Below are 19,872 nucleotides of genomic sequence, written 5' to 3'. Positions count from 1 at the left end.
TTTGCTTTGCCTGAGTTCGCTGGCACTCTTGTCCCGTGACCGATCAGCCCGCGGACTCCGCCGAGACCCCACTCGAAGACCTCGTCGGCTCCTGGCTGACCGTGCCCGACATCGCCGAGCGCCTCGGCATCCCGCTGTCGTCGGTGCGCAAGCTGATCGAGGACCGCGAACTGCTCAGCGCCAGGATCGGCGAGCGCAACGTCGTCGCGGTCCCGACGCAGTTCCTCGAGGAGGACGTCTTCCGTCACCTGCGGGGCACCTTCACGGTGCTCGCGGACGGAGGCCTGAACGACGCGGAGATCCTGCGCTGGCTGTTCACTCCCGACGAGACCCTTCGCGTCGGCGGGACTCCCGTCGACAACCTCGCCGCCGGGTTCAAGACCGAGGTGCGTCGCCGCGCGATGGAGCAGGCCTTCTAGCTGCCGTTGGGCAACTGGGGGTCAGTGCGCGCGGGTCGTCGAGCTGTCGATCAGCTGGTCGAGCACCCCGGCGGCCTCGGGTGACAGTTCGCGGGTCGACTTCAGCGCCATCCGTGCCGAGCCGGCGAGGCGGGCGATGTCGGCCTCGACCGCGTCGACCGCGCCCGCGGCGGTGATCGCCTCGCGCAGCCGCTGCACCGTGTCGTCGTCGAGCGCGGGATCGCCCAGTCGGGCCTCGATGAGTTCGACCCCCGCCTGGTCGGCACCGGCGAGGGCGTGCGCGATCAGCACGGTGCGCTTGCCCTCGCGCAGGTCGTCGCCAGCAGGCTTGCCCGTCGCAGCCGGGTCGCCGAACACGCCCAGCAGGTCGTCGCGGAGCTGGAACGCCTGACCGAGGTCGAGGCCGTAGCGGGACAGGGCAGAGAGGTCCTCCTCGGAGGCGCCGCCGGCAGTGGCTCCGATGAGAAGTGGGTGCTCGACGGTGTACTTGGCGCTCTTGAACCGGATCACGTGCTCGGCCCGGTCGATGCGCTCATGGGTGGACACGCCGTCCCAGGACCGGGCGGACTCCACGACGTCGAGGAACTGGCCGCCCATGAGCTGGGTGCGCATCACGTCGAAGACGCCGCGCCCGCGCGCAAGGTGGTCGGGGCTGAGCCCGGAGGTCGCGTAGATCTCCTCGGTCCAGTTGAGGCACAGGTTGCCCGCGAGGATCGCGCCGGCCACGCCGAACCGGTCCGCGTCGCCGGCCCAGGACTCGCGCTCGTGGCGCGCCGCGAGCGAACGGTGCGCAGCCGGCATACCCCGGCGGGTGTCGCTGTCGTCCATGACGTCGTCGTGGATCAGCGCCGCCGCCTGGAAGAACTCCATGGCGGTGGCCACGCGGACGAGGGCGTCGGAGTCGGGCTGTCCGGTGGCGCGGTAGCCCCAGTAGAGGAAGGCGGCCCGCAGCCGCTTGCCGCCGGTCAGGAGGCGGGCGACGGCGCCGAGCAGCTCCTGCGCGTCGGGGCCCACCTCGGCGAGGATCCCGGCCTGGTGGGCGAGGACGTCGTCGACGGTGCGCTGCACCCGCTCACGCAGGGAGGCGGCATCGAGCGGGTTGGTCACCACGCGTTCCTCCCGGGCGTCTGTCGATCCGCGAAATGTCTCATCCTGTGCTGGCACTGAGCCTACGGCGTGGGGCCTCGACTAGTGTCACCGCCATGGATTTGGGGCACACCTCGGGAGCGAATCGACCGACGCAGCATCCGTGGTCGATCCCCGGCATGCTCGCGGCGCCGCATCCGTCGATCAGCTTCGAGTTCTTCCCGCCCAAGGACGACGCCGGGGAGTCCATGCTCTGGGACGCCATCCGGCGCCTGGAGTCGGTGCGACCCGACTTCGTCTCGGTCACCTACGGCGCGGGCGGCTCCAACCAGGACCGCACGGTGCGCGTCACCGAGCGGATCGCTCGTGAGACGACGTTGACGCCGCTGGCCCACCTCACCTGTGTCGGGGCGTCCGTGGCGGCGCTGCGCCATGTCGTGGGCCTGTATGCCGCGAGCGGGGTCCGCAACATCCTCGCCCTGCGGGGCGACCCGCCTGGCAACGTGGGCGGTGAGTGGGTTGCCCACCCCGAGGGCCTCAACCACGCGACCGACCTCGTCGCGCTGGTGCGGACCCTGGGGGACTTCACGATCGGGGTCGCGGCGTTCCCCGACGTGCACCCCGGGTCGCCGAGCTTCGAGCACGACGTCGAGATCATGGTCCGCAAGGCCGATGCGGGTGCCAGCTTCGCGATCACCCAGATGGTCTTCGACGCCGACAGCTACCTGCGGCTGCGCGACGCCGTGGCGGCTCGCCGCGACCTGCCAATCACGCCGGGCCTGATGCCCGTGACGAACTTCAAGCAGGTGGCCCGGATGTCCGAGCTGATGGGCACCCCGTTGCCGACTGCGGTCGTCAGCCGGCTGGAGAGGGTCTCGGACGACCCCGCCGCCACTCGCGAGGTGGGCGTTCAGATCGCCACCGAGCTCGCCGAGCGGATGCTCGCGGAAGGTGCGCCGGGTCTGCACTTCATCACGATGAACCGTTCGACGGCGACCCTCGAGGTCTACCGCAACCTCGACCTCGCCGCCCGCAGCGCCGCCCCCCGCGCCTGACCCCGGCGCCTGACCCCTCTGCGCGGGCGTTCAGTCGCGCGTGGTGAATGCCCGGGCCAGGGCGGCGGCGGTGGACAGCACGACCACGGCCAGCCCGTAGACGGTCGCCGTCGTCTCGAGGCCGAACCTCGGGGCGGCGAACCCGGCGGCAACGGCCGGCAGGCCGAAGGCGAGATAGCTCACGACGAACACGCTGGAGAAGAGCTCGCCGCGTTGCGCGGGCCCGACGGTCGGGGTGATCGAGCGCATGATCCCGAGGAAGGACGTGCCGAATCCCGACCCCGCCACCACCGCGGCCAGCAGGAAGGCCACGAGCGACCCGGCGTGCAGGGCGAGCAGCGTCAGCACGGTGCCCACCGCGAGCATGGTCGTGCCGTAGAGCGTGATCTGGCGTGGCGTGCGCTGCCGGCCGAGGTAGGAGCTGAGGGCGCCGACACCGGTGAGCACGGTGACCACCGCGCCCTGCTCGACGTGGCTGCGACCGCCGAGCAGCTGGCCGACGATCGGCGCACCCAACGACAGGTAGAGGCCGCCGGTGGCCCAGCCCGCGAACAGGGCCGGTGCGCTGCGCCGGAACGCGGGTCGGGCAGCAGCGGGTATGCCGACTCGTGGCCGTAGCGAGCGCAGCCACCCCTCGTGACGCGGCGAGGTCTCAGGCAGTGCGAGGACCCCCACGGCCAGGGCGAGGTAGGCGATGGTCAGGGTCGCGAAGACGAGCGGGAGGGCGTTCGGGCTGGAGTCGAGCACGATGCCGGCCGCGAGCGCGCCCGCGGCGAGACCGAACAGTGGCGTGACGCTGTTGAGCGTCGCGGCCAGTCCTGGACGGGTGGTCGGCTCGAGGTCGACGACGGCCGCCGACATGGTCGACATCAGCAGCCCCGCGGCGCCCCCCTGTACGGCCCTGGAGACCAGCAGGGTGCCGACGCCGTCGGCGTGCCAGAACCCGACCATGCTCACCGCGAGGACCAGGAACCCCACGGCCAGCACCGGTCGGCGTCCGACGTGGTCGGACAGTGAGCCTGTCACGAGCAGGGTCACCAGGAGGGTGACGGCATAGACCCCGAAGATGGTGGTCATCGTCCCGGCCGAGAAGCCGATCTCGGCCTGGAGCACCGGGTAGAACGGTGACGGGGCGCTGGCGCCGACCATCAGCGCCACGACCGACACGAGGGCCAGCACGAAGGCAGGGCGACGGGGGAGCCGCCATCCGCTGCGCTGACCGTCGGGGGTGGCTGTCGGCGAGGAGCTGGGGCCGGTCGAACGGGGGGTGCTCGAGCGGGTCGTTCCGGTCGGGATGCTGCTGGTCGCACTCATGACGGGCCTCTCGGACGAAAACAACGGTTCGAAACTTATCGAACTATGGATCGGCCCCGGACATTCCCGATCTCGCCAGATTGGTTCGAGTATTATCGAACCATGCCCGCAAACCAGGAGCTGCCACACCCCGCCATGGCGGAGGTGGCGCTCACCGACGTGCTCTTCGCGCTCAGCGACCCGGCCCGGCTGCAGATCGTCCGCGACCTTGCCGACGGCCCGCTCGAGATGGCCCAGTGCGGTGCGACGAACCCGGCCCTTCCCAAGTCGACCAAGTCGCACCTGATGAAGGTGCTGCGCGAGGCGGGGGTCATCCGCAACGAACCCCGTGGCCGTGAACGGCTGGTGTCGCTGCGCCGCGAGGAGCTCGACGCGACCTTTCCCGGACTGCTCGCCAGCGTGCTCGGCGACGCGCGCGGCTGACCCGGCAGCGCGGCATACCTGAGGGGGTCAGTCGCCGGACGGTCCAGTCAGCGGCTGCAGCTCGCCGACCAGCGGTACGACGTCGGCGATGGAGTCGACGACGCGCGTCGGCTGGTAGGGGAAGCGCTGCACCTGGTCGCGCCGGGTCGACCCGGTCAGCACGAGGATGGTCCGCAGCCCCGCCTCGAGCCCACTGATCACGTCGGTGTCCATCCGGTCGCCGATCATCACGGTCGACTCGGAGTGGGCATCGATCCGGTTGAGCGCGCTGCGCATCATTAGGGGGTTGGGCTTGCCGACGAAGTAGGGCTTGTGGCTGGTGGCCGCGCTGATGAGGGCTGCGACCGAGCCCGTGGCGGGGAGCATGCCGTGCGGGCTGGGCCCGCTGACGTCCGGGTTGGTGGCGATGAAGCGGGCTCCCGCCTCGATGAGCCGGATCGCCTTGGTGATCGCCTCGAACGAGTAGGTGCGGGTCTCACCCAGCACGACGTAGTCGGGGTCGCGCTCGGTCATCGTGTAGCCGACCTCGTGGAGGGCCGTCGTCAGGCCTGCCTCGCCGACGACGAAGGCGCTCCCGCCCGGCCGCTGGTCGGCGAGGAACTGCGCTGTCGCGAGGGCCGAGGTCCAGATCGCCTCCTCGGGCACATCGAGACCGCTGGCGAGCAGTCGGGCGCGCAGGTCGCGGGGCGTGAAGATCGAGTTGTTGGTCAGGACGAGGAACCGTCGCCCTGACTCCTGCAGCGCGGCGACGAAGTCGGCCGCTCCCGGGATCGCGCTCTCCTCGTGGACGAGGACGCCGTCCATGTCGGTGAGCCAGCACTCGACGGGCTTCGGTGTGGTCATGGGCCCATTGTGTCCGAGTGGCGTGAGCGGTTTGGGGGAGTGCCGCTCCCCGGACGGCAACGTCCTGTGCCACGCCTGGGCGTCGCGTGGCGTTGCGCTTCGCACGGAGGGCGGCCACGATGGAGCGATCAGCATGCGCATGCTGGCTGTCGTTCCATGGCTGGCTTGCCATTCGGTCACACCAAGGACTGCCAATGATCCAGCGCTCGCGTGTACTCGTGACGGCCGCGGTTTCCGGACTTGCGGCCTCCCTGCTGTTCGGGGGCCAGGCCTCGGCCGTCCCCGCCCCTCCTTCGAAGGATCCCCTGGCCATCGGTCGCGGCGGCGCCGTCTCGTCGGTCGACCCGTACGCGACCCAGGTCGGCCTGGACGTCTTGCGACGTGGCGGCAACGCCGTCGATGCGGCCGTCGCCACGGCTGCCGCCCTCGGTGTCACGGAGCCCTACAGCGCGGGGATCGGTGGCGGCGGATTCCTCGTGTACTACGACGCGGCCACCGGCAGGGTCCACACCATCGACGGCCGGGAAACCGCACCCCGGCTGATGGGAGCAGACGCGTTCGTCGAAGGGGGAACACCGATCCCCTTCGCCGAGGCGGTGACCAGCGGACTGTCCGTGGGGGTCCCGGGCACTCCGGCAACCTGGGACCTGGCTCTTCGCACGTGGGGCTCCCTGTCGTTGCGCGACGCGCTTCGCCCCGCCGCACAGCTGGCCCGGTCCGGCTTCGTCGTCGACCAGACCTTCCGCCAGCAGACCATCGACAACGCGGCCCGCTTTGCCGACTTCACGAGCACCGCAGCGCTCTTCCTGCCAGGGGGCGCTGCGCCCGAAGTCGGCTCGATCTTCCACAACCCTGACCTGGGGCGCACGTACGACCGGCTCGGCCAGCAAGGGACCGGCTACTTGTACCAGGGCCCGCTCGCGGCGGAGATGGTGGCAACGGTGATGGATCCGCCGGTGACCCCGGGATCGACCAGGACGGTCCGGCCGGGCCTTCTGCGGCCCGCCGACCTTGCGGGCTACCAAGCGCTGTTCCGCGACCCGACCATGGTCGGGTACCGCGGCCTCGCGGTGGCGGGGATGGCGCCGCCTTCCTCCGGAGGGTCGACCGTCGGGGAGGCACTGAACATCCTCGAGAGCAGCGACCTCGGCGCGCTGGACCGTGTCGAGGCAGAGCATCGCTACCTCGAGGCCACGGCACTCGCGTTCGCCGACCGCAACCGGTTCGTCGGTGACCCCGACCACGTGGACGTCCCCTTGGCGGAGCTCTTGTCGCAGGGGTTCGCCGACGAACGCTCCTGCCTCATCGGACCGTCGGCGGCGTCGAAGCCGGTGGCACCCGGCTCGCCGGACGGTGCATACGTCACCTGCGCACCGGCTCCTGTCAGCGCCGCGCAGAGCCAGCAGGAGGGCCTCTCGACGAGCCACCTCACCACCTGGGACCGGTGGGGCAATGTCGTCTCCTACACGCTGACCATCGAGCAGACCGGTGGTTCGGGCATCGTCGTCCCGGGGCGCGGCTTCCTGTTGAACAACGAGCTCACCGACTTCAACTTCACCCCGACCCAGGGCGGGGCGCCGGATCCCAACCTGCCCGCTCCCGGCAAGCGGCCGAGGTCGTCGATGTCTCCGACGATCGTGCTGGACCACGGTGCGCCGGTGCTGGCTGTGGGCTCTCCGGGCGGGTCGATGATCATCACGACCGTGCTGCAGACCCTGCTCAACCGCCTCGACTACGGCGACGACCTCCTTGCTGCCGTCGCCGCCCCCCGGGCATCGCAACGCAACACCGCGTCGGTGTCGGCAGAGGATGCCTACATCGCGTCCTTCGGGCCGGCGCTGCAGGCACGCGGTCACGTCTTCACGAGGGTGGCCGAGATCGGGGCCGTGACCGCGATCGAACAGCGTGACGACGGTGCCTTGGTCGCGGTCGCTGAGCCGGTGCGACGCGGCGGTGGTGACGCGGGAGTGGTGCTGCCCGCACCCTGAGGTGGTGGGACGTCTCGGTGGTGGGACCTTCAGGCGACTTCGATGGCGTGGCCACCGGTGACTCGCAGCAGCTCCTCGTAGGTCGTGCGGAAGACGGTGTGGCTGTGGCCGGCGGCCGCCCAGACGTGGCGGTAGCGGCTGAGTGAGACGTCGACGAGGGTGCGGACCTGGCTGCGGTGGCCGACCGGTGCCACGCCCCCGATGGTGAACCCGGTCGCCGCGAGGACGAAGTCGGCGTCTGCCCGGTCGAGGTGGTCGACGTCGTCGACGAGTTCGGCGACCTTGACCAGGTCGACCTTGTGCGCGCCCGAGGTGAGGATGAGCATCGGGCTGACCGTGCCGTCGGGGGCGTGGGCCCGGAAGACCAGCGAGTTGGCGATCTCGGCGGGGGTGATGCCCAGGGCGGCGGCTGCGGCGGCCGCAGTGCGAGCGGCGTCCGGGAGGGTGACCACCTCGGGGACCACGTGGTGGATCGCCAGGGTCTGCAGGACCCTGCGGACGGCAGGGTGCCCGGTGAGGTCGGGGGCCGACGTCGGCACGTCGGACGCTGTCATGGCCGAAGACTAGAACCGTCAGGTCACGCCTGTCACCAGTCGTCCCACAGGGGTTGACGGACTGTCCGTGGCGGGGTGTACGGTTCTTCTTATCGAACACCTGTTCGAACTCGTGGTTCACGACGACGACCGATCCACCGGTCACGGCCCCACACCGTGGCGGACGGTCATCCTGCGGACCACTGCGGCTCTGGCCCTGTGAGCAGGCGCCTCGACCCCGCCTCTCACAGGGCCCAGAGCGCACCACCCAGTGACCCAGCAGCGCTGTGTCTTTGGTGACGCTGTGTCTTTGGTGACGCTGCGCTGCGCCATGCCCGCAACCCGAACCAGATCCCAGAAGGAGCGCCCTGTGGTCCGCCGCTACGAAGAGCCCATCGAGGTCCGAGAGGGCGCTCGCGAGGACCTGACCCCTGGTCTGGGAGAGGTGGTGGGCCGCGGCCCCAACGCCTTCGTCTGGCGGGGCCGGCTCTATGTCGTCCGGGCCGTGCTCGACCGCTGGCAGGAGCGCCGGCCGTGGTGGCGCGATGCCCGCGAACGCGAGGGCACCGACGTGCTCACCGATGCGCGGGAGCGGCAGGTCTGGCGGGTCGAGGCGAGCGCCGGCCGACTCGCCGGCATCGGGGTCTACGACCTGTGCGCCGACCCGGCCAGTCACGCAGGCAACCAGTGGCGCCTGCTGAGGGTGGCGGACTGATGGGCGCCCGGAGTGCCCAGGGGACGGCCACCGGAGCCGGTGCCACGCTCGACCTGCTGGACCGGGCACGGCACTCGCTGCTCGAGGCCTGCCAGAGCGAGGAGGTCGCCCGACGCTACGACCAGGCCCAGCTCGGCGCACTGCGCGCCGCTGCCGCCGTGGTCGCCACCCGCATCACGTCCACCCACCCGTCCGCGGGCCAGTCCGGTCCACGCAGCCTGTGGGAGCTGCTGCCCACGGTCGCGCCCGAGCTCTCCGAGTGGGCCGGGTTCTTCGACGTCGTAGGAGCTCGCCGCCACCACGACCACAGCGCGCGGGAGGCCGACGACCTGCTGCGCCAGTCCGAGCTCTTCCTCGACCTCGTCTGCCGGACCCTGGGCCTACCGGTGCACAGGTCACCGCACGACCACCTGCTGGTGCCCACCGCAATGATCAACACCGCGGTGACCAGCAGTCCGGGGGCCGGCCCGTGAGCACCGAGTTCGCCCACCTGCACGTCGCGTCGGGATTCTCGATGCGCTACGGCACCGCGACGCCCCAGGCGCTGGTCGAACGCGCAGCCCAGCACCGTCAGCCGATCCTCGCGCTCACCGACCGCGATGGTCTCTACGGTGCGGTCCGCTTCGTCCAGGCGGCCACCGCGGCAGGCATCGCACCCGTCCTGGGGGTCGATCTCGCGGTGGGCCCGGACGTGGTCGGCCCGGGTGCGATGGGCCAAGGTGCGATGGGCCCGGCTGTGGCGGGTCGGACCCCGGTCCGGGGTGGCGCCGAGCGCGACGCCCGCCACCCACGGGTCACCGTCCTGGCGCGGGGGCGCGCGTCCGGCGTACCCGCCGGGGTGGGGTGGGCTGCCCTGTGCCGGTTGGTCACCCAGACCCACCTGCGCGGTGAGCGGGGAGTGCCCGTGAGCTCCGCCGCCGTGGTCGCAGCAGCGTGCGGCGGCGCAGCTGGTGGAGGAGGTGGTGGAGGGGAGCCCAGTCCGCTCGTGGTGCTGCTCGGCCCCGACTCCGACGTGGGTCGGGCGCTGCTGGCCAAGCACACCGACCGGGCGCGTGAGCTGCTGGTCGCCTGGCGGCGCCGGTTGCCGCCCGATGCCGTCGTCGTCGAGGTGGTCTGCCACGGGGGACCCGAGGGCACCCCTGCATCGCGCAGCCATGCCCGGCGGCTGCTGGGGCTCGCCGACGAACAGGGTGTCCCCGCGGTGCTCACCGCCGCGGTGCGCCACGTCGACCCGGGGGAGTCGGCCGTCGTCGACGTCCTCGATGCCGCGCGGCGACTGGTCGCCCTCGACACCCGGCACCTCGACCGGGTCACCGACGCCGCCCACCTGGCGACGACCGACACGATGCACGCCATCGCCCGTGAGGTCACCGGTGGCGACCTCGGCCGGGCTGACGACCTGGTCGGGCGGACCCTGGCCCTCGGGCTCGGCTGCGCCCAGAGCGCCCGCCACGACCTCGGCATCGGGTCGGTCCACCTGCCCGAACCCGATCGGGTCGGGGTCGAGCCCGGCATGAGTGCCCAGGTGGTGCTCGAGCAGCGCTGCCGCGCGGCGGTGCCCGGGCGCTACCCCGGGGCCAGCGAGCGCGACCTGATGGCCGTGGAGAGCCGGCTCACCGACGAGCTCAAGGTCATCGCGGAGCTGGGCTACCCGACCTACTTCCTCACCGTCGCCGAGGTCGTCGACCTCATCCACGACATGGGGGTCAGAGTCGCGGCCCGCGGCTCGGGGGCCGGGTCGCTGGTCAACTACCTGCTCGGGATCAGCGGGGTCGACCCGATCCGCTACGGCCTGCTGATGGAGCGGTTCTGCTCGCCGCTGCGGGCCGAGCTGCCCGACATCGACATCGACGTGGAGTCGGCCCGCCGCACCGAGGTCTACGAGCGGATCCTCGACCGGTTCGGCGGTGAGCGGGTCACCTGCGTGTCGATGATGGACACCTACAAGGTGCGGCACGCCATCCGGGACGTCGGGGCGGCGCTCGGGCTGCCGCCGGTGGAGATCGACGAGATCGCCAAGGCGTTCCCGCACATCCGGGCCAGAGACGCCCGCAACGCCATCGCCGAGCTGCCCGAGCTGCGCTCGCGAGGCCTGGACAGTCCTCGGCTGCGAGCCTTGTTCGATCTCGTCGAGCGGCTCGACGGACTGCCCCGCCACATCGCGCTGCACCCGTGCGGGGTGATCCTGTCCGACGGCAGCCTGCTCGACCGGACGCCGGTGGAGGCGAGCTGGCTGGGTTTCCCGATGAGCCAGTTCGACAAGGACGACGTCGAGACGCTCGGGCTGCTCAAGCTCGACGTCCTCGGCATCCGGATGCAGTCGGCGATGGCCCACGCCGTGCAGGAGGTGGAGCGGGTCGACGGAGTGCGGGTCGACCTCGACGACCAGGCCCAGGTGCCGCTCGACGACGAGGCGACCTTCCGGCTGATCCGCACCAGCCACACCCTCGGCTGCTTCCAGATCGAGAGCCCCGGACAGCGTGAGCTGATCGGCAAGTTCGGTCCGGAGCGGTTCGAGGACCTCGTCATCGACATCTCGCTGTTCCGGCCCGGCCCGGTGAAGTCCGACATGATCACGCCGTTCCTTGAGGCCCGTCACGGCTGGAAGGACGTCAGCTACCTGCACCCCACGCTCATCGAGGCGCTGCGCGAGACCGAGGGGGTCGTCGTCTTCCACGAGCAGGTGCTGATGATCGTCGCCGAGACGACCGGGGTGTCGCTGGCCCAGGCCGACGAGGTGCGTCGTGCCCTCGGCACCCCCAAGGGACAGCTCGAGATCGAGGCCTGGTGGCGACCGGCCGCCTCGGCCCGCGGCTATACGCCGGCCGATGTCGACCGGATCTGGGAGGTGCTCAAGGCGTTCGCGTCGTTCGGGTTCTGCAAGGCCCACGCCGCGGCCTTCGCCCTGCCGACCTATCACTCCGCGTGGCTCAAGACCCACCATGCCGCCGCGTTCCTCGCCGGTGTCCTCACCCACGACCCGGGTATGTACCCCAAGCGCCTCATCCTCGACGACGCCCGGAGCCTGGGCATCGCGGTGCTCGGCCTCGACGTCAACATCTCGACCGGCAGCTACCGCATCGAGCGCCTGGACGGCGGCGACCCGTCCGGGTTCGTCCCGCCGCACCCCGACCTGCCCGATGCCAGCGACTACGGCATCCGGCTGTCCCTGGCTGACGTCCGCGGCATCAACGACGCCGAGGTGGCCCGCATCGTCGCCGGGCAGCCCTATGCCGGGCTGGCCGACTTCTGGCACCGCGCCCACGTCTCGCGGCCGATCGCCGAACGGCTCGTCCTCGCCGGGGGGTTCGACAGCCTCTACGGCATGCGGGTGGCCTCCGCCGGCATCGATGCCGGGGGACTGGGACGCCGTGGCAGGACCACTCGCCGTGACCTGCTGCTGCACGTCGCAGAGCTCGACCGCTACGGCCGGGCGCTGGACCGTTCCGCACGGAGGGCGGCACCACGCCGGGCGAGGGGGAGTCGCGCCCTGCCGGTGTCGGACCAGCACCTCGAGGGTGGGCAGGTGCGGGCCCGGGCGGCGGCGCAGTCCCAGGCAGCGCTACCGGTGCGGGCAGCCGACCTGCAACCGACCCAGCTCGCGCTCGACCTCGGTGACCGACCCGAGCTCACCAGTGGCACCGGCCTGCCCGAGCTGAGCGGTCCCGAACGCGTCCGCGCCGAGCTCGACATCCTCGGCCTCGACGCGAGTGCCCACGTGGTCGACTTCTACGCGCCGATGCTCGATGCGCTCGGCGTCACTCGCAGTCGTGACCTGTTGCGGGCGCGCAGCCGATCCACCGTGTGGGCGTGCGGAGTCAAGGTCGCCACCCAGACGCCACCGATCCGGTCAGGGCGCAGAGTCGTCTTCCTCACCCTCGACGACTCCACCGGACCCATCGACGCGACCTTTTTCGAGGATGTCCAAGGCCCTTATGCCGCAACGGTCTTCCACTCGTGGATGCTGCTCGTCCGTGGTGTCGTGCGCCGCACCGGTCCGCGGGGGATCTCGCTGCGGGCGACGGGTGCGTGGGAGCTCACCCCGTTGTGGGACGCGTGGCGAGGTGGTGGCCTCGAGGCGGTGTATGCCGCGATGGACGCCAGCGAGCGCGCCGCCACCGAACAGGCGGAGGTGTTGGAGGCTGCCCACCAGCAGCAGGTGAGCGGGGGCAGGCGGGTCCTGGTGCACGCCTCTGGGTTCAAGCAGTCGCCCTATGCCGACACCCGGCCGCCGGGCGAGGACGTGCGCGGGTCGCACCGACTCGGTCAAGGGGCGGCGGTGCCCGAGGCGGGAGGAGCAGACCAGTTCACGCCGCCGCGCAAGCTCTGGCACTCGAGCCCCGGCAGCTCTGGTCATTGACCCCCAGTCGTCCCGGGCACGGCAGGCCGTCACCGACCTGACTGCCCGTTAGGCTGGCCACGCACCCGCAGACCCAGCACAGGAGGTGGCCGTCGTGGCCGAAGAGCAGTGGCGGACCCGACGCGGTGGCGTCGAGACAGCCCTGCGGACCTCGGCGGTGTGGACCTCCGTGCGCACCCTCATCGAGCGCCAGCAGGCCGAGCTGGGTCGCCCCTTGCGGGTCCTGGACCTCGGGGGCGGCACGGGCGGCCTCGCGGTGCCTCTGGCCGAGCTCGGACACGACGTCACCGTCGTCGACCCGAGTCCGGACGCCCTCGCCTCCCTGTCGAGGCGCAGCGCCGAGCGTGGCGTCGCCGACCGGGTCACCGCACTGCAGGGTGACGCCGACTCCCTTGCCGACTTCGTGGGCGACCAACCAGTCGACCTGGTCTGCTGCCACGGCACCCTCGAGGTCGTCGACGACCCCGAGGCCACCCTCGCGGCGCTGGCCGCAGTGCTGGCTCCCGGTGGATACCTCAGCCTGGTGGCCGCAGGACGACTCGCCGTCGTCCTGGCCCGAGCGCTGGCCGGCCAGTTCGCCCAGGCCCACACCGCCCTGACGTCGTCAGACGGCCGCTGGGGCGGCGCCGACCCGCTGCCGCGCCGGTTCGACGCCGCCGCGCTGCAGGCCCTCGTCGAGCAGACCGGCCTCGTCGTCGAGGACGTCCACGGCGTGCGGTTGTTCAGCGACCTCGTGCCGTCGGCACTGATCGACTCCGATGCCGACCGCATCGCCCTGCTCGAGCTCGAACAGGTCGCCAGCCGCCACCCGGACTTCGGCTTCCTCGGCCAGCTCGGCGCGGCCGTCCACGTCCTCGCCCGACGCTGAGGGTGAGCCGGGGCCACCGATGAGCCGGCGCCAGTACGCGCTCCCACAGCGTGGGGCGGAGCACCCGCCCGATGACACGGGGTGCACCGTCCTGCACGTCGACATGGACGCGTTCTATGCCTCCGCGTCGCTGCTGAGCCGCCCCGAGCTCGTCGGCACTCCCGTCATCATCGGCGGTGGCGGCAACCGCGGCGTGGTCCTCTCAGCGACCTACGAAGCCCGCAAGTTCGGGGTGGCCTCGGCGATGCCGATGTCCCGAGCTCGACGGTTGTGCCCCACGGCGACCGTCATCGCCCCCGACCACCACCTCTACAGCCAGATCTCGGCTGCCGTCATGGCGACCTTCGAGACGATCACCCCGGTGGTCGAGCCGCTCTCTCTCGACGAGGCCTTCCTCGACGTGTCCGGCTCACTGCGCCGCCTCGGCAACCCCGCGAGGATCGGCCAGCTCATCCGCGACATCGTCCACGACGAGCAGGGGATCACCTGCTCGGTCGGGGTCGCCCCCACCAAGTTCGTCGCCAAGCTCGCCTCAGGACTGGCCAAACCGGACGGCATGGTCGTCGTGCCTCGCGACGAGGTGGTCACCTTTGTCCAGCAGCTCCCGGTCGGGGCGCTCTGGGGGGTGGGGGACAAGACCGAGGAGACCCTGTTGCGCCTCGGGCTGCACACCGTCGCCGACATCGCCCACACCCCCGTCGACACGCTGCGACGGGCCCTCGGCGAGAGCGCCGGGCCACACCTGCACGACCTGTCCTGGGGGCGCGACCCGCGCCACGTCGAAACCCAACGTCGCGAGCGCAGCATCGGCTCGGACGAGACGTTCGAGTTCGACGTCGACGACCCGGCATACATCCACCGGCAGCTGCTCAAGCTGAGCGACCGCACCGCGGCGCGCGCCCGCTCGGCCGGGGTGCTCGGCCGCACCGTCTCGATCAAGGTGCGGTTCTCCGACTTCACCACCATCACCCGCAGCAAGACGCTGCGCGACCCCACCGACGTGAGTCGGGAGATCTTCGACACCGCCAAGAGCCTCTACGACGCCCTGGGGCTGCAGCGGGCCCGGATCCGACTGGTCGGGGTGCGGATGGAGGGACTGGTCGAGAGCGTCGGGGCCCCCATCCAGGGCACCCTGGACGAGCCCGACCACGGCTGGCGCGACGCCGACCGCGCAGTCGACCGGGCCAGTGCGCGGTTCGGTGCCGGCAGCGTGCGCCCGGCGAGCCTGATCCCCGACCGCGACGCCCACAGCGAACGAGACAAGCAACGCGGTCAGCCCAGACCGGGCCGAGCGAACGGGTAGTGCAACCACGCGCGGGGACATATCCTGAAGAAGTCAGCGGATGGCCACTGACCGGCAACGATGCTCCCGGGCGGGCAACGATTCGGTGGCCTGATGCGTTTAGTGGGTGCACGCCGAACGTCCAGGAGGTCACCGTGCCGCTCTCCGAGCACGAACAGCAGCTGCTTGAGCAGATGGAGCAGGCGCTGTATGCCGAGGACCCCAAGTTCGCGTCGCAGATGCAGGGCGCCGGGGCGCGTGCGTCGGCGCGTCGTCGGATGGCCGTCGGGGTGGTGGGTGTCGTCGCCGGGCTGGCCCTTGTCCTGGTCGGGGTGAACACCACCATGTGGATCGGCGCGATCGGCTTCGCCGTCATGGTCGGGGCAGTCGCCTTCGCCCTCACGCCGCCGCGGCGCAAGGCGGCCCTGGGCACCGTCCAGCCCGACGGCAGCGTGCGTCGGGCCACTCCCACCAAGTCGAAGGCGCCCCGCTCTGGCGGTTCGTTCATGCACCGCATCGAGGAACGCTGGGACCGCCGTCGCGACGACGGCTACTGAGCCCAGCCAGCCCTCAGACCCAGCCGGCTCTCAGACCCTGCCCGCTCTCAGACCCTGCTGAACAGCACGCCGACGACCCACGTCGTGGCGATGGCCAGCGCAGCGAGCAGCTCGATCCCCATCGACAGGAACACCGCCTTCAGCGCGGCCTTCGTCGACGTCCAGGCCGTGGCCCGGTCCTGGGAGTGCCCGAGCTCCACGAGGTAGATCCCGAGCACGAACCCGATCGGCGCACCCACCACGGGGATCACGAAGAACCCCACGACCGCCACGAGCACCGCGATGACCAGGGTGGACCGGCGGACGCCGGCCTCGCGCAGCCGCCGTCCGGGCACGGCATACTGCAGCGCCACCCCGGCGAGGTAGAGCGCGGCGCAGACCGCGAACACCGACCAGCCGAGCGTGCTCCTGGTGTCGAAGGCCCACACGAACACGGCAGCCAGGCACAACAGCAGCCCGGGGATGACGGGAATGACGATCCCCACCATCCCGATCAGGATCAGGACGGCGGGGACCCAGAGGGTGGCCTCCACGGCGGGAGGTCCGGTGTGGCTTTCCTACCGCTCTTCGAGGGGAGCGACAGGGGGCGTCTCGTGGAGCCGCTCGGTCTCGTCCTGGATGTCGGCGTGCTCGCGCAGCTTGGGCAGGTGCTCGCGTCCGTGGTGAGCGCAGAACAGCAGTTCCCCACCCGCGTGAAGGCGAGCGCGCACGTAGGCCTGGGCGCCGCAACGGTCGCAGCGGTCGGCCGCGTTCAATGAGGGTGCCAGTGCAGTGGTCACGTCAGCCTTCCTTTCGTTGCGCCCGGAGGCGCGTTGTCTCCTAGAGACGTCCTACCCCGGACTTTGGTTGCTCCACCGTCGGGAGAAGTTCCCTGGTGGCCCATCCGGTGCCGATGTCAACAGTCAAGCACGCCTTGTTCTTCCCGGCGGGTATTGGGTCACCATGTGTGTCATCTCATGTCGCAAAGGGTGATTCGTAGGTCGGGTGTCCGGTGGATGGGAATGTGAGCCAAAGAGGGGGCCGGAGGAGGCTGGAGTGGAGGTATGCCGCGTGCCTGCGCGGGGCGCCCGGGTCGCCGGGATAGCGTGGGGCCACCCTCCGTGAGCACGGAGGGAGCCAGAACCCACCACAGGAGCACAGGACTGTTGGCCACCGCCACCACTGCCAAGAAAGCCGCGACCACCAAGTCGACGTCGGACTACAGCGCTCACCACCTGCAGGTCCTCGAGGGGCTCGAAGCGGTCCGCAAGCGCCCTGGCATGTACATCGGCTCGACCGATGGCCGCGGACTCATGCACTGCCTGTGGGAGATCATCGACAACGCGGTCGACGAGGCGCTGGCCGGGGTGTGTGACCGGATCGAGGTGATCCTCTACCGTGACGGCTCGGTGGAGGTGCGCGACAACGGACGCGGCATCCCCGTCGACATCGAGCCTCGGACCGGGCTCACCGGTGTCGAGGTGGTCTTCACCAAGCTGCACGCCGGCGGCAAGTTCGGTGGCGGCTCCTACACCGCCTCCGGTGGCCTGCACGGCGTCGGCGCGTCGGTGGTCAACGCGGTGTCGGCCCGGCTCGACGTCGAGGTCGACCGTGGCGGCAACACCTACGCCATGAGCTTCCGACGGGGTGAGCCCGGCTACTTCCCGGACGTCGCGACCGACGACAAGGCCCCTGACCACGAGTTCACCCCCTACGAGCGGACCAGCGAGCTGGCCGTCGTCGGCAAGGCCAAGCGTGGTGTCACGGGCAGCCGGATCCGTTACTGGGCCGACGAGCAGATCTTCCTCAAGGACGCCGAGTTCGACTACGACGGGCTCATCGCGCGGGCGCGTCAGACCTCCTTCCTCATCCCCGGACTGACCCTGGTCATCCGCGACGAGCGGCGTCGACCCGGCACCGCGGGGGAGTCGGCGACCCACGTCGAGACCCTGGTGCACGACGGTGGCATCTCCGAGTTCGTGGAGTTCCTGGCTCCGGACGCCGCGGTGACCGAGGTGTGGCGGTTGCAGGGCACCGGCACGTTCACCGAGACGGTGCCGGTCCTCGACGCCAAGGGCCACATGTCACCCACGGAGGTCGAGCGCGAGTGCGCGGTCGACATCGCGGTCCGTTGGGGCACCGGCTACGACGCCAAGGTCAGCTCCTTCGTCAACATCATCTCCACGCCCAAGGGCGGCACCCACATGACCGGCTTCGAGCAGTCCCTGCTCAAGGTCTTCCGCAAACAGCTCGAGGTCAACAGCCGTCGACTCAAGGTCGGCAGCGACAAGCCCGAGAAGGACGACGTGCTGGCGGGGCTCACGGCGGTCGTGACCGTGCGGCTCGCGGAGCCGCAGTTCGAGGGCCAGACCAAGGAGGTGCTCGGCACCAACGCCGTGCGCGCCATCGTCGCCAAGGTCGTCGAGCAGGAGCTGACCGCCCGGATCACCTCGACCAAGCGGGGCGAGAAGGCCCAGGCGGCGCTGCTGCTCGAGAAGGTCGTCTCCGAGATGAAGTCGCGGATCAGCGCGCGGCTGCACAAGGAGACCCAGCGTCGCAAGAACGCCCTGGAGACCAGTAGCCTGCCCGCCAAGCTCGCCGACTGTCGCTCCACCGACGTCGAGAGGTCTGAGCTGTTCATCGTCGAGGGCGACAGCGCCCTGGGCACCGCCAAGCTGGCTCGCTCGAGCGACTACCAGGCCTTGCTGCCCATCCGCGGCAAGATCCTCAACGTCCAGAAGGCCTCGGTCTCCGACATGCTCAAGAACGCCGAGTGCGCCGCCATCATCCAGGTGATCGGTGCGGGTTCCGGCCGGTCGTTCGACCTCGACGTGGCCCGCTACGGCAAGGTCATCATCATGACCGACGCCGACGTCGACGGCGCCCACATCCGCACCCTGCTGCTCACCCTGTTCTTCCGCTACATGCGTCCCCTCGTCGAGGCGGGGAGGGTGTATGCCGCCGTGCCCCCGTTGCACCGCATCGAGGTGGTGAACATGGGGTCCAAGAAGAACGAGCTGATCTACACCTACTCCGAGAAGGAGATGCGCGCGACGGTGGCGTCGCTCGGCAAGCGGGGCAAGAACATCAAGCAGCCCCTGCAGCGCTACAAGGGACTCGGCGAGATGGATGCCGACCAGCTCGCTGAGACCACCATGGACCCGCGCCACCGCACCCTGCGCAAGGTGACCCTGCGCGACGCCGAGGCGGCCGAGCGGGTCTTCGAGCTGCTCATGGGCAACGATGTGGCACCGCGCAAGGACTTCATCGTCGACTCCGCCGCGGGGTTGGACCGGGAGCGGATCGACGCCTGAGCCGAGCCGCGCGACGCCATGAGTGGCGCCGCCACGGGGTCAGGCCACGGCTGGCGTCAGGCGGACGGGTGGAGCGCGGCTGCCTGAGGTGACGGCTGGCGGGACGGTTGGCGTGACGGGGCCGCGGTCGAGCCACGGACGACGAGCTCGACGTCGAGCACGTCGTCGATGACGGTGTCGGACCCGCGTCCGCGCAGCGCGTCCAGCATGAGACGCCCGGCTCGCCGCCCCTGGGACTCGACGTCCTGGCGCACGGTGGTGAGGTCGAAGATCTCGGCGTGGATGTGGTCGTCGATGCCGATGACCGATACGTCGCGCGGCACGTCCAGGCCGTGCCGCCGGGCAGAGCTCAGGACTCCGAAGGCCATCTCGTCGGAGGCGGCGATCACGCAGGTGGGCACCTGGGGGAGCGAGAACATGCGGTCGGCGTGCTCTGCGGCGCCGGCAGCGGTCCAGTCGCACTCCAGGGTCCACTCGGGCGGACACACGAGGCCGTGGTCGGACATCACCTTGGCGAAGGCGTCACGCCGGTCGAAGGGCGTCTGCAGGTGGGTGATCGAGGAGGGAACGGTTCCCGCGTAGCCGATGTCGCGGTGTCCGAGCTCGATCGCATAGCGCGTCGCCAGGGCCATCGCGGCACGGTCGTCGATCCGCACCGAAGGCCATCCCGGCTGCCGGTTGCCCACTGTCACCACCGGCATACCGAGGCGGTCCAGCAGCGAACGTTCAGCCGGAACGGGCGGGACGTTGAGGATGATGGCGCCGTCGGCGCGTTTCCAGAGCATGTTCTGGGTGATGGGCAGCCGCGTGTCGAAGGTGTGGCCCTCGAGGTCGCAGAGCAGGACGTGGTAGCCCTCCTCGCGCAGCGCCTTCTCGATGCCGCTGACCACCGTCGCGAAGAACCACCGGTTGAAGTAGGGGGTGATGACCCCGACCCCGCGCGTTCGACCGGAGACCAGGCTCGTCGCAGCGGGGGAGGCGACGTAGTGCAGCTCGGTGGCCGCCGCGAGGACCCGGTCGCGGGTGCGGGGGCTCACCCTGTCCACCCCGCGCAGCGCTCGGGACACGGTGGCCACCGACACGCCCGCGGCCTTGGCCACGTCGCCGATGGTGGTCATCTCGCACCTCCAGTCGAG

The 19,872-nt window shown here is 70.8% G+C and carries 18 protein-coding genes; 11 read left to right on the top strand and 7 right to left on the bottom strand.

Annotated features, from left to right (window positions below; translation table 11 throughout):
- The first annotated feature begins 35 nt into the window (after positions 1-35).
- On the top strand, positions 36-419 hold the full coding sequence (locus AC1DYG_RS17565; protein ID WP_477641157.1) for an Rv2175c family DNA-binding protein: 384 nt from the start codon (positions 36-38) through the stop codon (positions 417-419).
- A 21-nt stretch (positions 420-440) separates the two neighbouring features.
- Here the strand turns inward: AC1DYG_RS17565 and AC1DYG_RS17560 are convergent, their stop codons facing one another.
- Positions 441-1,526: a polyprenyl synthetase family protein gene (locus tag AC1DYG_RS17560; protein WP_477641156.1), complete on the bottom strand. Its 1,086-nt coding sequence runs from the start codon at positions 1,524-1,526 to the stop codon at positions 441-443.
- 95 nt (positions 1,527-1,621) lie between these two features.
- Here AC1DYG_RS17560 and metF point away from each other — a divergent pair, with 95 nt between their 5' ends.
- Positions 1,622-2,560, top strand: coding sequence for a methylenetetrahydrofolate reductase [NAD(P)H] (metF, locus tag AC1DYG_RS17555; protein WP_477641155.1), 939 nt, complete (start codon positions 1,622-1,624; stop codon positions 2,558-2,560).
- Between the two features lie 30 nt (positions 2,561-2,590).
- On the opposite strand, the gene AC1DYG_RS17550 is transcribed toward metF, so the two are convergent.
- Positions 2,591-3,874: an MFS transporter gene (locus AC1DYG_RS17550; RefSeq protein ID WP_477641154.1), complete on the bottom strand. Its 1,284-nt coding sequence runs from the start codon at positions 3,872-3,874 to the stop codon at positions 2,591-2,593.
- 102 nt (positions 3,875-3,976) lie between these two features.
- On the opposite strand from AC1DYG_RS17550, the gene AC1DYG_RS17545 reads away from it, so the two are divergent.
- Positions 3,977-4,297: an ArsR/SmtB family transcription factor gene (locus tag AC1DYG_RS17545; protein ID WP_477641153.1), complete on the top strand. Its 321-nt coding sequence runs from the start codon at positions 3,977-3,979 to the stop codon at positions 4,295-4,297.
- A 27-nt stretch (positions 4,298-4,324) separates the two neighbouring features.
- Here AC1DYG_RS17545 and AC1DYG_RS17540 read toward each other — a convergent pair whose 3' ends face one another.
- A complete protein-coding gene (locus AC1DYG_RS17540; RefSeq protein ID WP_477641152.1) occupies positions 4,325-5,140 on the bottom strand; it encodes an HAD-IIA family hydrolase in 816 nt (271 codons plus the stop codon).
- Between the two features lie 194 nt (positions 5,141-5,334).
- Here AC1DYG_RS17540 and ggt point away from each other — a divergent pair, with 194 nt between their 5' ends.
- Complete coding sequence (gene ggt, locus AC1DYG_RS17535) at positions 5,335-7,128, top strand: gamma-glutamyltransferase (protein ID WP_477641151.1); 1,794 nt, start codon at positions 5,335-5,337, stop codon at positions 7,126-7,128.
- A 29-nt stretch (positions 7,129-7,157) separates the two neighbouring features.
- On the opposite strand, the gene AC1DYG_RS17530 is transcribed toward ggt, so the two are convergent.
- Positions 7,158-7,682 carry a YbaK/EbsC family protein gene (locus AC1DYG_RS17530; RefSeq protein ID WP_477641150.1) on the bottom strand — a complete coding sequence of 175 codons (525 nt, stop codon included), beginning with the start codon at positions 7,680-7,682 and terminating at the stop codon, positions 7,158-7,160.
- A 349-nt stretch (positions 7,683-8,031) separates the two neighbouring features.
- Between AC1DYG_RS17530 and AC1DYG_RS17525 the strand changes: the two genes are divergently transcribed.
- The 6 genes from AC1DYG_RS17525 (at position 8,032) to AC1DYG_RS17500 (ending at position 15,443) form a co-directional block, all read left to right on the top strand.
- On the top strand, positions 8,032-8,376 hold the full coding sequence (locus AC1DYG_RS17525) for a DUF6504 family protein (protein ID WP_477641149.1): 345 nt from the start codon (positions 8,032-8,034) through the stop codon (positions 8,374-8,376).
- The gene (locus tag AC1DYG_RS17520) at positions 8,376-8,849 is read left to right on the top strand and encodes an SAV_6107 family HEPN domain-containing protein (RefSeq protein WP_477641148.1); all 474 of its coding nucleotides are present in this window, start codon (positions 8,376-8,378) and stop codon (positions 8,847-8,849) included. Before AC1DYG_RS17525 ends, AC1DYG_RS17520 begins: the two co-directional genes overlap by 1 nt.
- The gene (locus tag AC1DYG_RS17515; RefSeq protein ID WP_477641147.1) at positions 8,846-12,736 is read left to right on the top strand and encodes a DNA polymerase III subunit alpha; all 3,891 of its coding nucleotides are present in this window, start codon (positions 8,846-8,848) and stop codon (positions 12,734-12,736) included. Before AC1DYG_RS17520 ends, AC1DYG_RS17515 begins: the two co-directional genes overlap by 4 nt.
- Positions 12,737-12,830: 94 nt before the next feature.
- A complete protein-coding gene (locus AC1DYG_RS17510) occupies positions 12,831-13,604 on the top strand; it encodes a methyltransferase domain-containing protein (RefSeq protein ID WP_477641146.1) in 774 nt (257 codons plus the stop codon).
- A 19-nt stretch (positions 13,605-13,623) separates the two neighbouring features.
- A complete protein-coding gene (gene dinB / locus AC1DYG_RS17505; RefSeq protein ID WP_477641145.1) occupies positions 13,624-14,907 on the top strand; it encodes a DNA polymerase IV in 1,284 nt (427 codons plus the stop codon).
- Positions 14,908-15,041: 134 nt separating this feature from the next.
- Complete coding sequence (locus AC1DYG_RS17500) at positions 15,042-15,443, top strand: DUF3040 domain-containing protein (protein WP_477617989.1); 402 nt, start codon at positions 15,042-15,044, stop codon at positions 15,441-15,443.
- Positions 15,444-15,490: 47 nt separating this feature from the next.
- Here AC1DYG_RS17500 and AC1DYG_RS17495 read toward each other — a convergent pair whose 3' ends face one another.
- Both AC1DYG_RS17495 and AC1DYG_RS17490 read right to left on the bottom strand, forming a co-directional pair.
- A complete protein-coding gene (locus tag AC1DYG_RS17495; RefSeq protein WP_477641144.1) occupies positions 15,491-15,976 on the bottom strand; it encodes a DUF456 domain-containing protein in 486 nt (161 codons plus the stop codon).
- 24 nt (positions 15,977-16,000) lie between these two features.
- Entirely contained in the window at positions 16,001-16,222 is a 222-nt protein-coding gene (locus tag AC1DYG_RS17490; protein WP_477613175.1) for a DUF7455 domain-containing protein, read from the bottom strand.
- Between the two features lie 366 nt (positions 16,223-16,588).
- On the opposite strand from AC1DYG_RS17490, the gene AC1DYG_RS17485 reads away from it, so the two are divergent.
- On the top strand, positions 16,589-18,736 hold the full coding sequence (locus AC1DYG_RS17485; RefSeq protein WP_477641143.1) for a DNA gyrase/topoisomerase IV subunit B: 2,148 nt from the start codon (positions 16,589-16,591) through the stop codon (positions 18,734-18,736).
- A 56-nt stretch (positions 18,737-18,792) separates the two neighbouring features.
- On the opposite strand, the gene AC1DYG_RS17480 is transcribed toward AC1DYG_RS17485, so the two are convergent.
- Positions 18,793-19,854: a LacI family DNA-binding transcriptional regulator gene (locus AC1DYG_RS17480; protein WP_477641142.1), complete on the bottom strand. Its 1,062-nt coding sequence runs from the start codon at positions 19,852-19,854 to the stop codon at positions 18,793-18,795.
- Between the last annotated feature and the right edge of the window lie 18 nt (positions 19,855-19,872).

This window comes from Pedococcus sp. P1_H8 (genome assembly GCF_056405175.1).
Note: the sequence above shows the minus strand (reverse complement) of the source record. Positions and strands in the feature narration are given on the sequence as shown.

Excerpts from the sequence above, each read along its gene's own strand:
- metF (WP_477641155.1), top strand. The coding sequence starts at position 1,622 with ATGGATTTGGGGCACACCTCGGGAGCGAATCGACCGACGCAGCATCCG.
- AC1DYG_RS17550 (WP_477641154.1), bottom strand. The coding sequence starts at position 3,874 with ATGAGTGCGACCAGCAGCATCCCGACCGGAACGACCCGCTCGAGCACC.
- AC1DYG_RS17545 (WP_477641153.1), top strand. The coding sequence starts at position 3,977 with ATGCCCGCAAACCAGGAGCTGCCACACCCCGCCATGGCGGAGGTGGCG.
- AC1DYG_RS17540 (WP_477641152.1), bottom strand. The coding sequence starts at position 5,140 with ATGACCACACCGAAGCCCGTCGAGTGCTGGCTCACCGACATGGACGGC.
- ggt (WP_477641151.1), top strand. The coding sequence starts at position 5,335 with ATGATCCAGCGCTCGCGTGTACTCGTGACGGCCGCGGTTTCCGGACTT.
- AC1DYG_RS17530 (WP_477641150.1), bottom strand. The coding sequence starts at position 7,682 with ATGACAGCGTCCGACGTGCCGACGTCGGCCCCCGACCTCACCGGGCAC.
- AC1DYG_RS17520 (WP_477641148.1), top strand. The coding sequence starts at position 8,376 with ATGGGCGCCCGGAGTGCCCAGGGGACGGCCACCGGAGCCGGTGCCACG.
- dinB (WP_477641145.1), top strand. The coding sequence starts at position 13,624 with ATGAGCCGGCGCCAGTACGCGCTCCCACAGCGTGGGGCGGAGCACCCG.
- AC1DYG_RS17480 (WP_477641142.1), bottom strand. The coding sequence starts at position 19,854 with ATGACCACCATCGGCGACGTGGCCAAGGCCGCGGGCGTGTCGGTGGCC.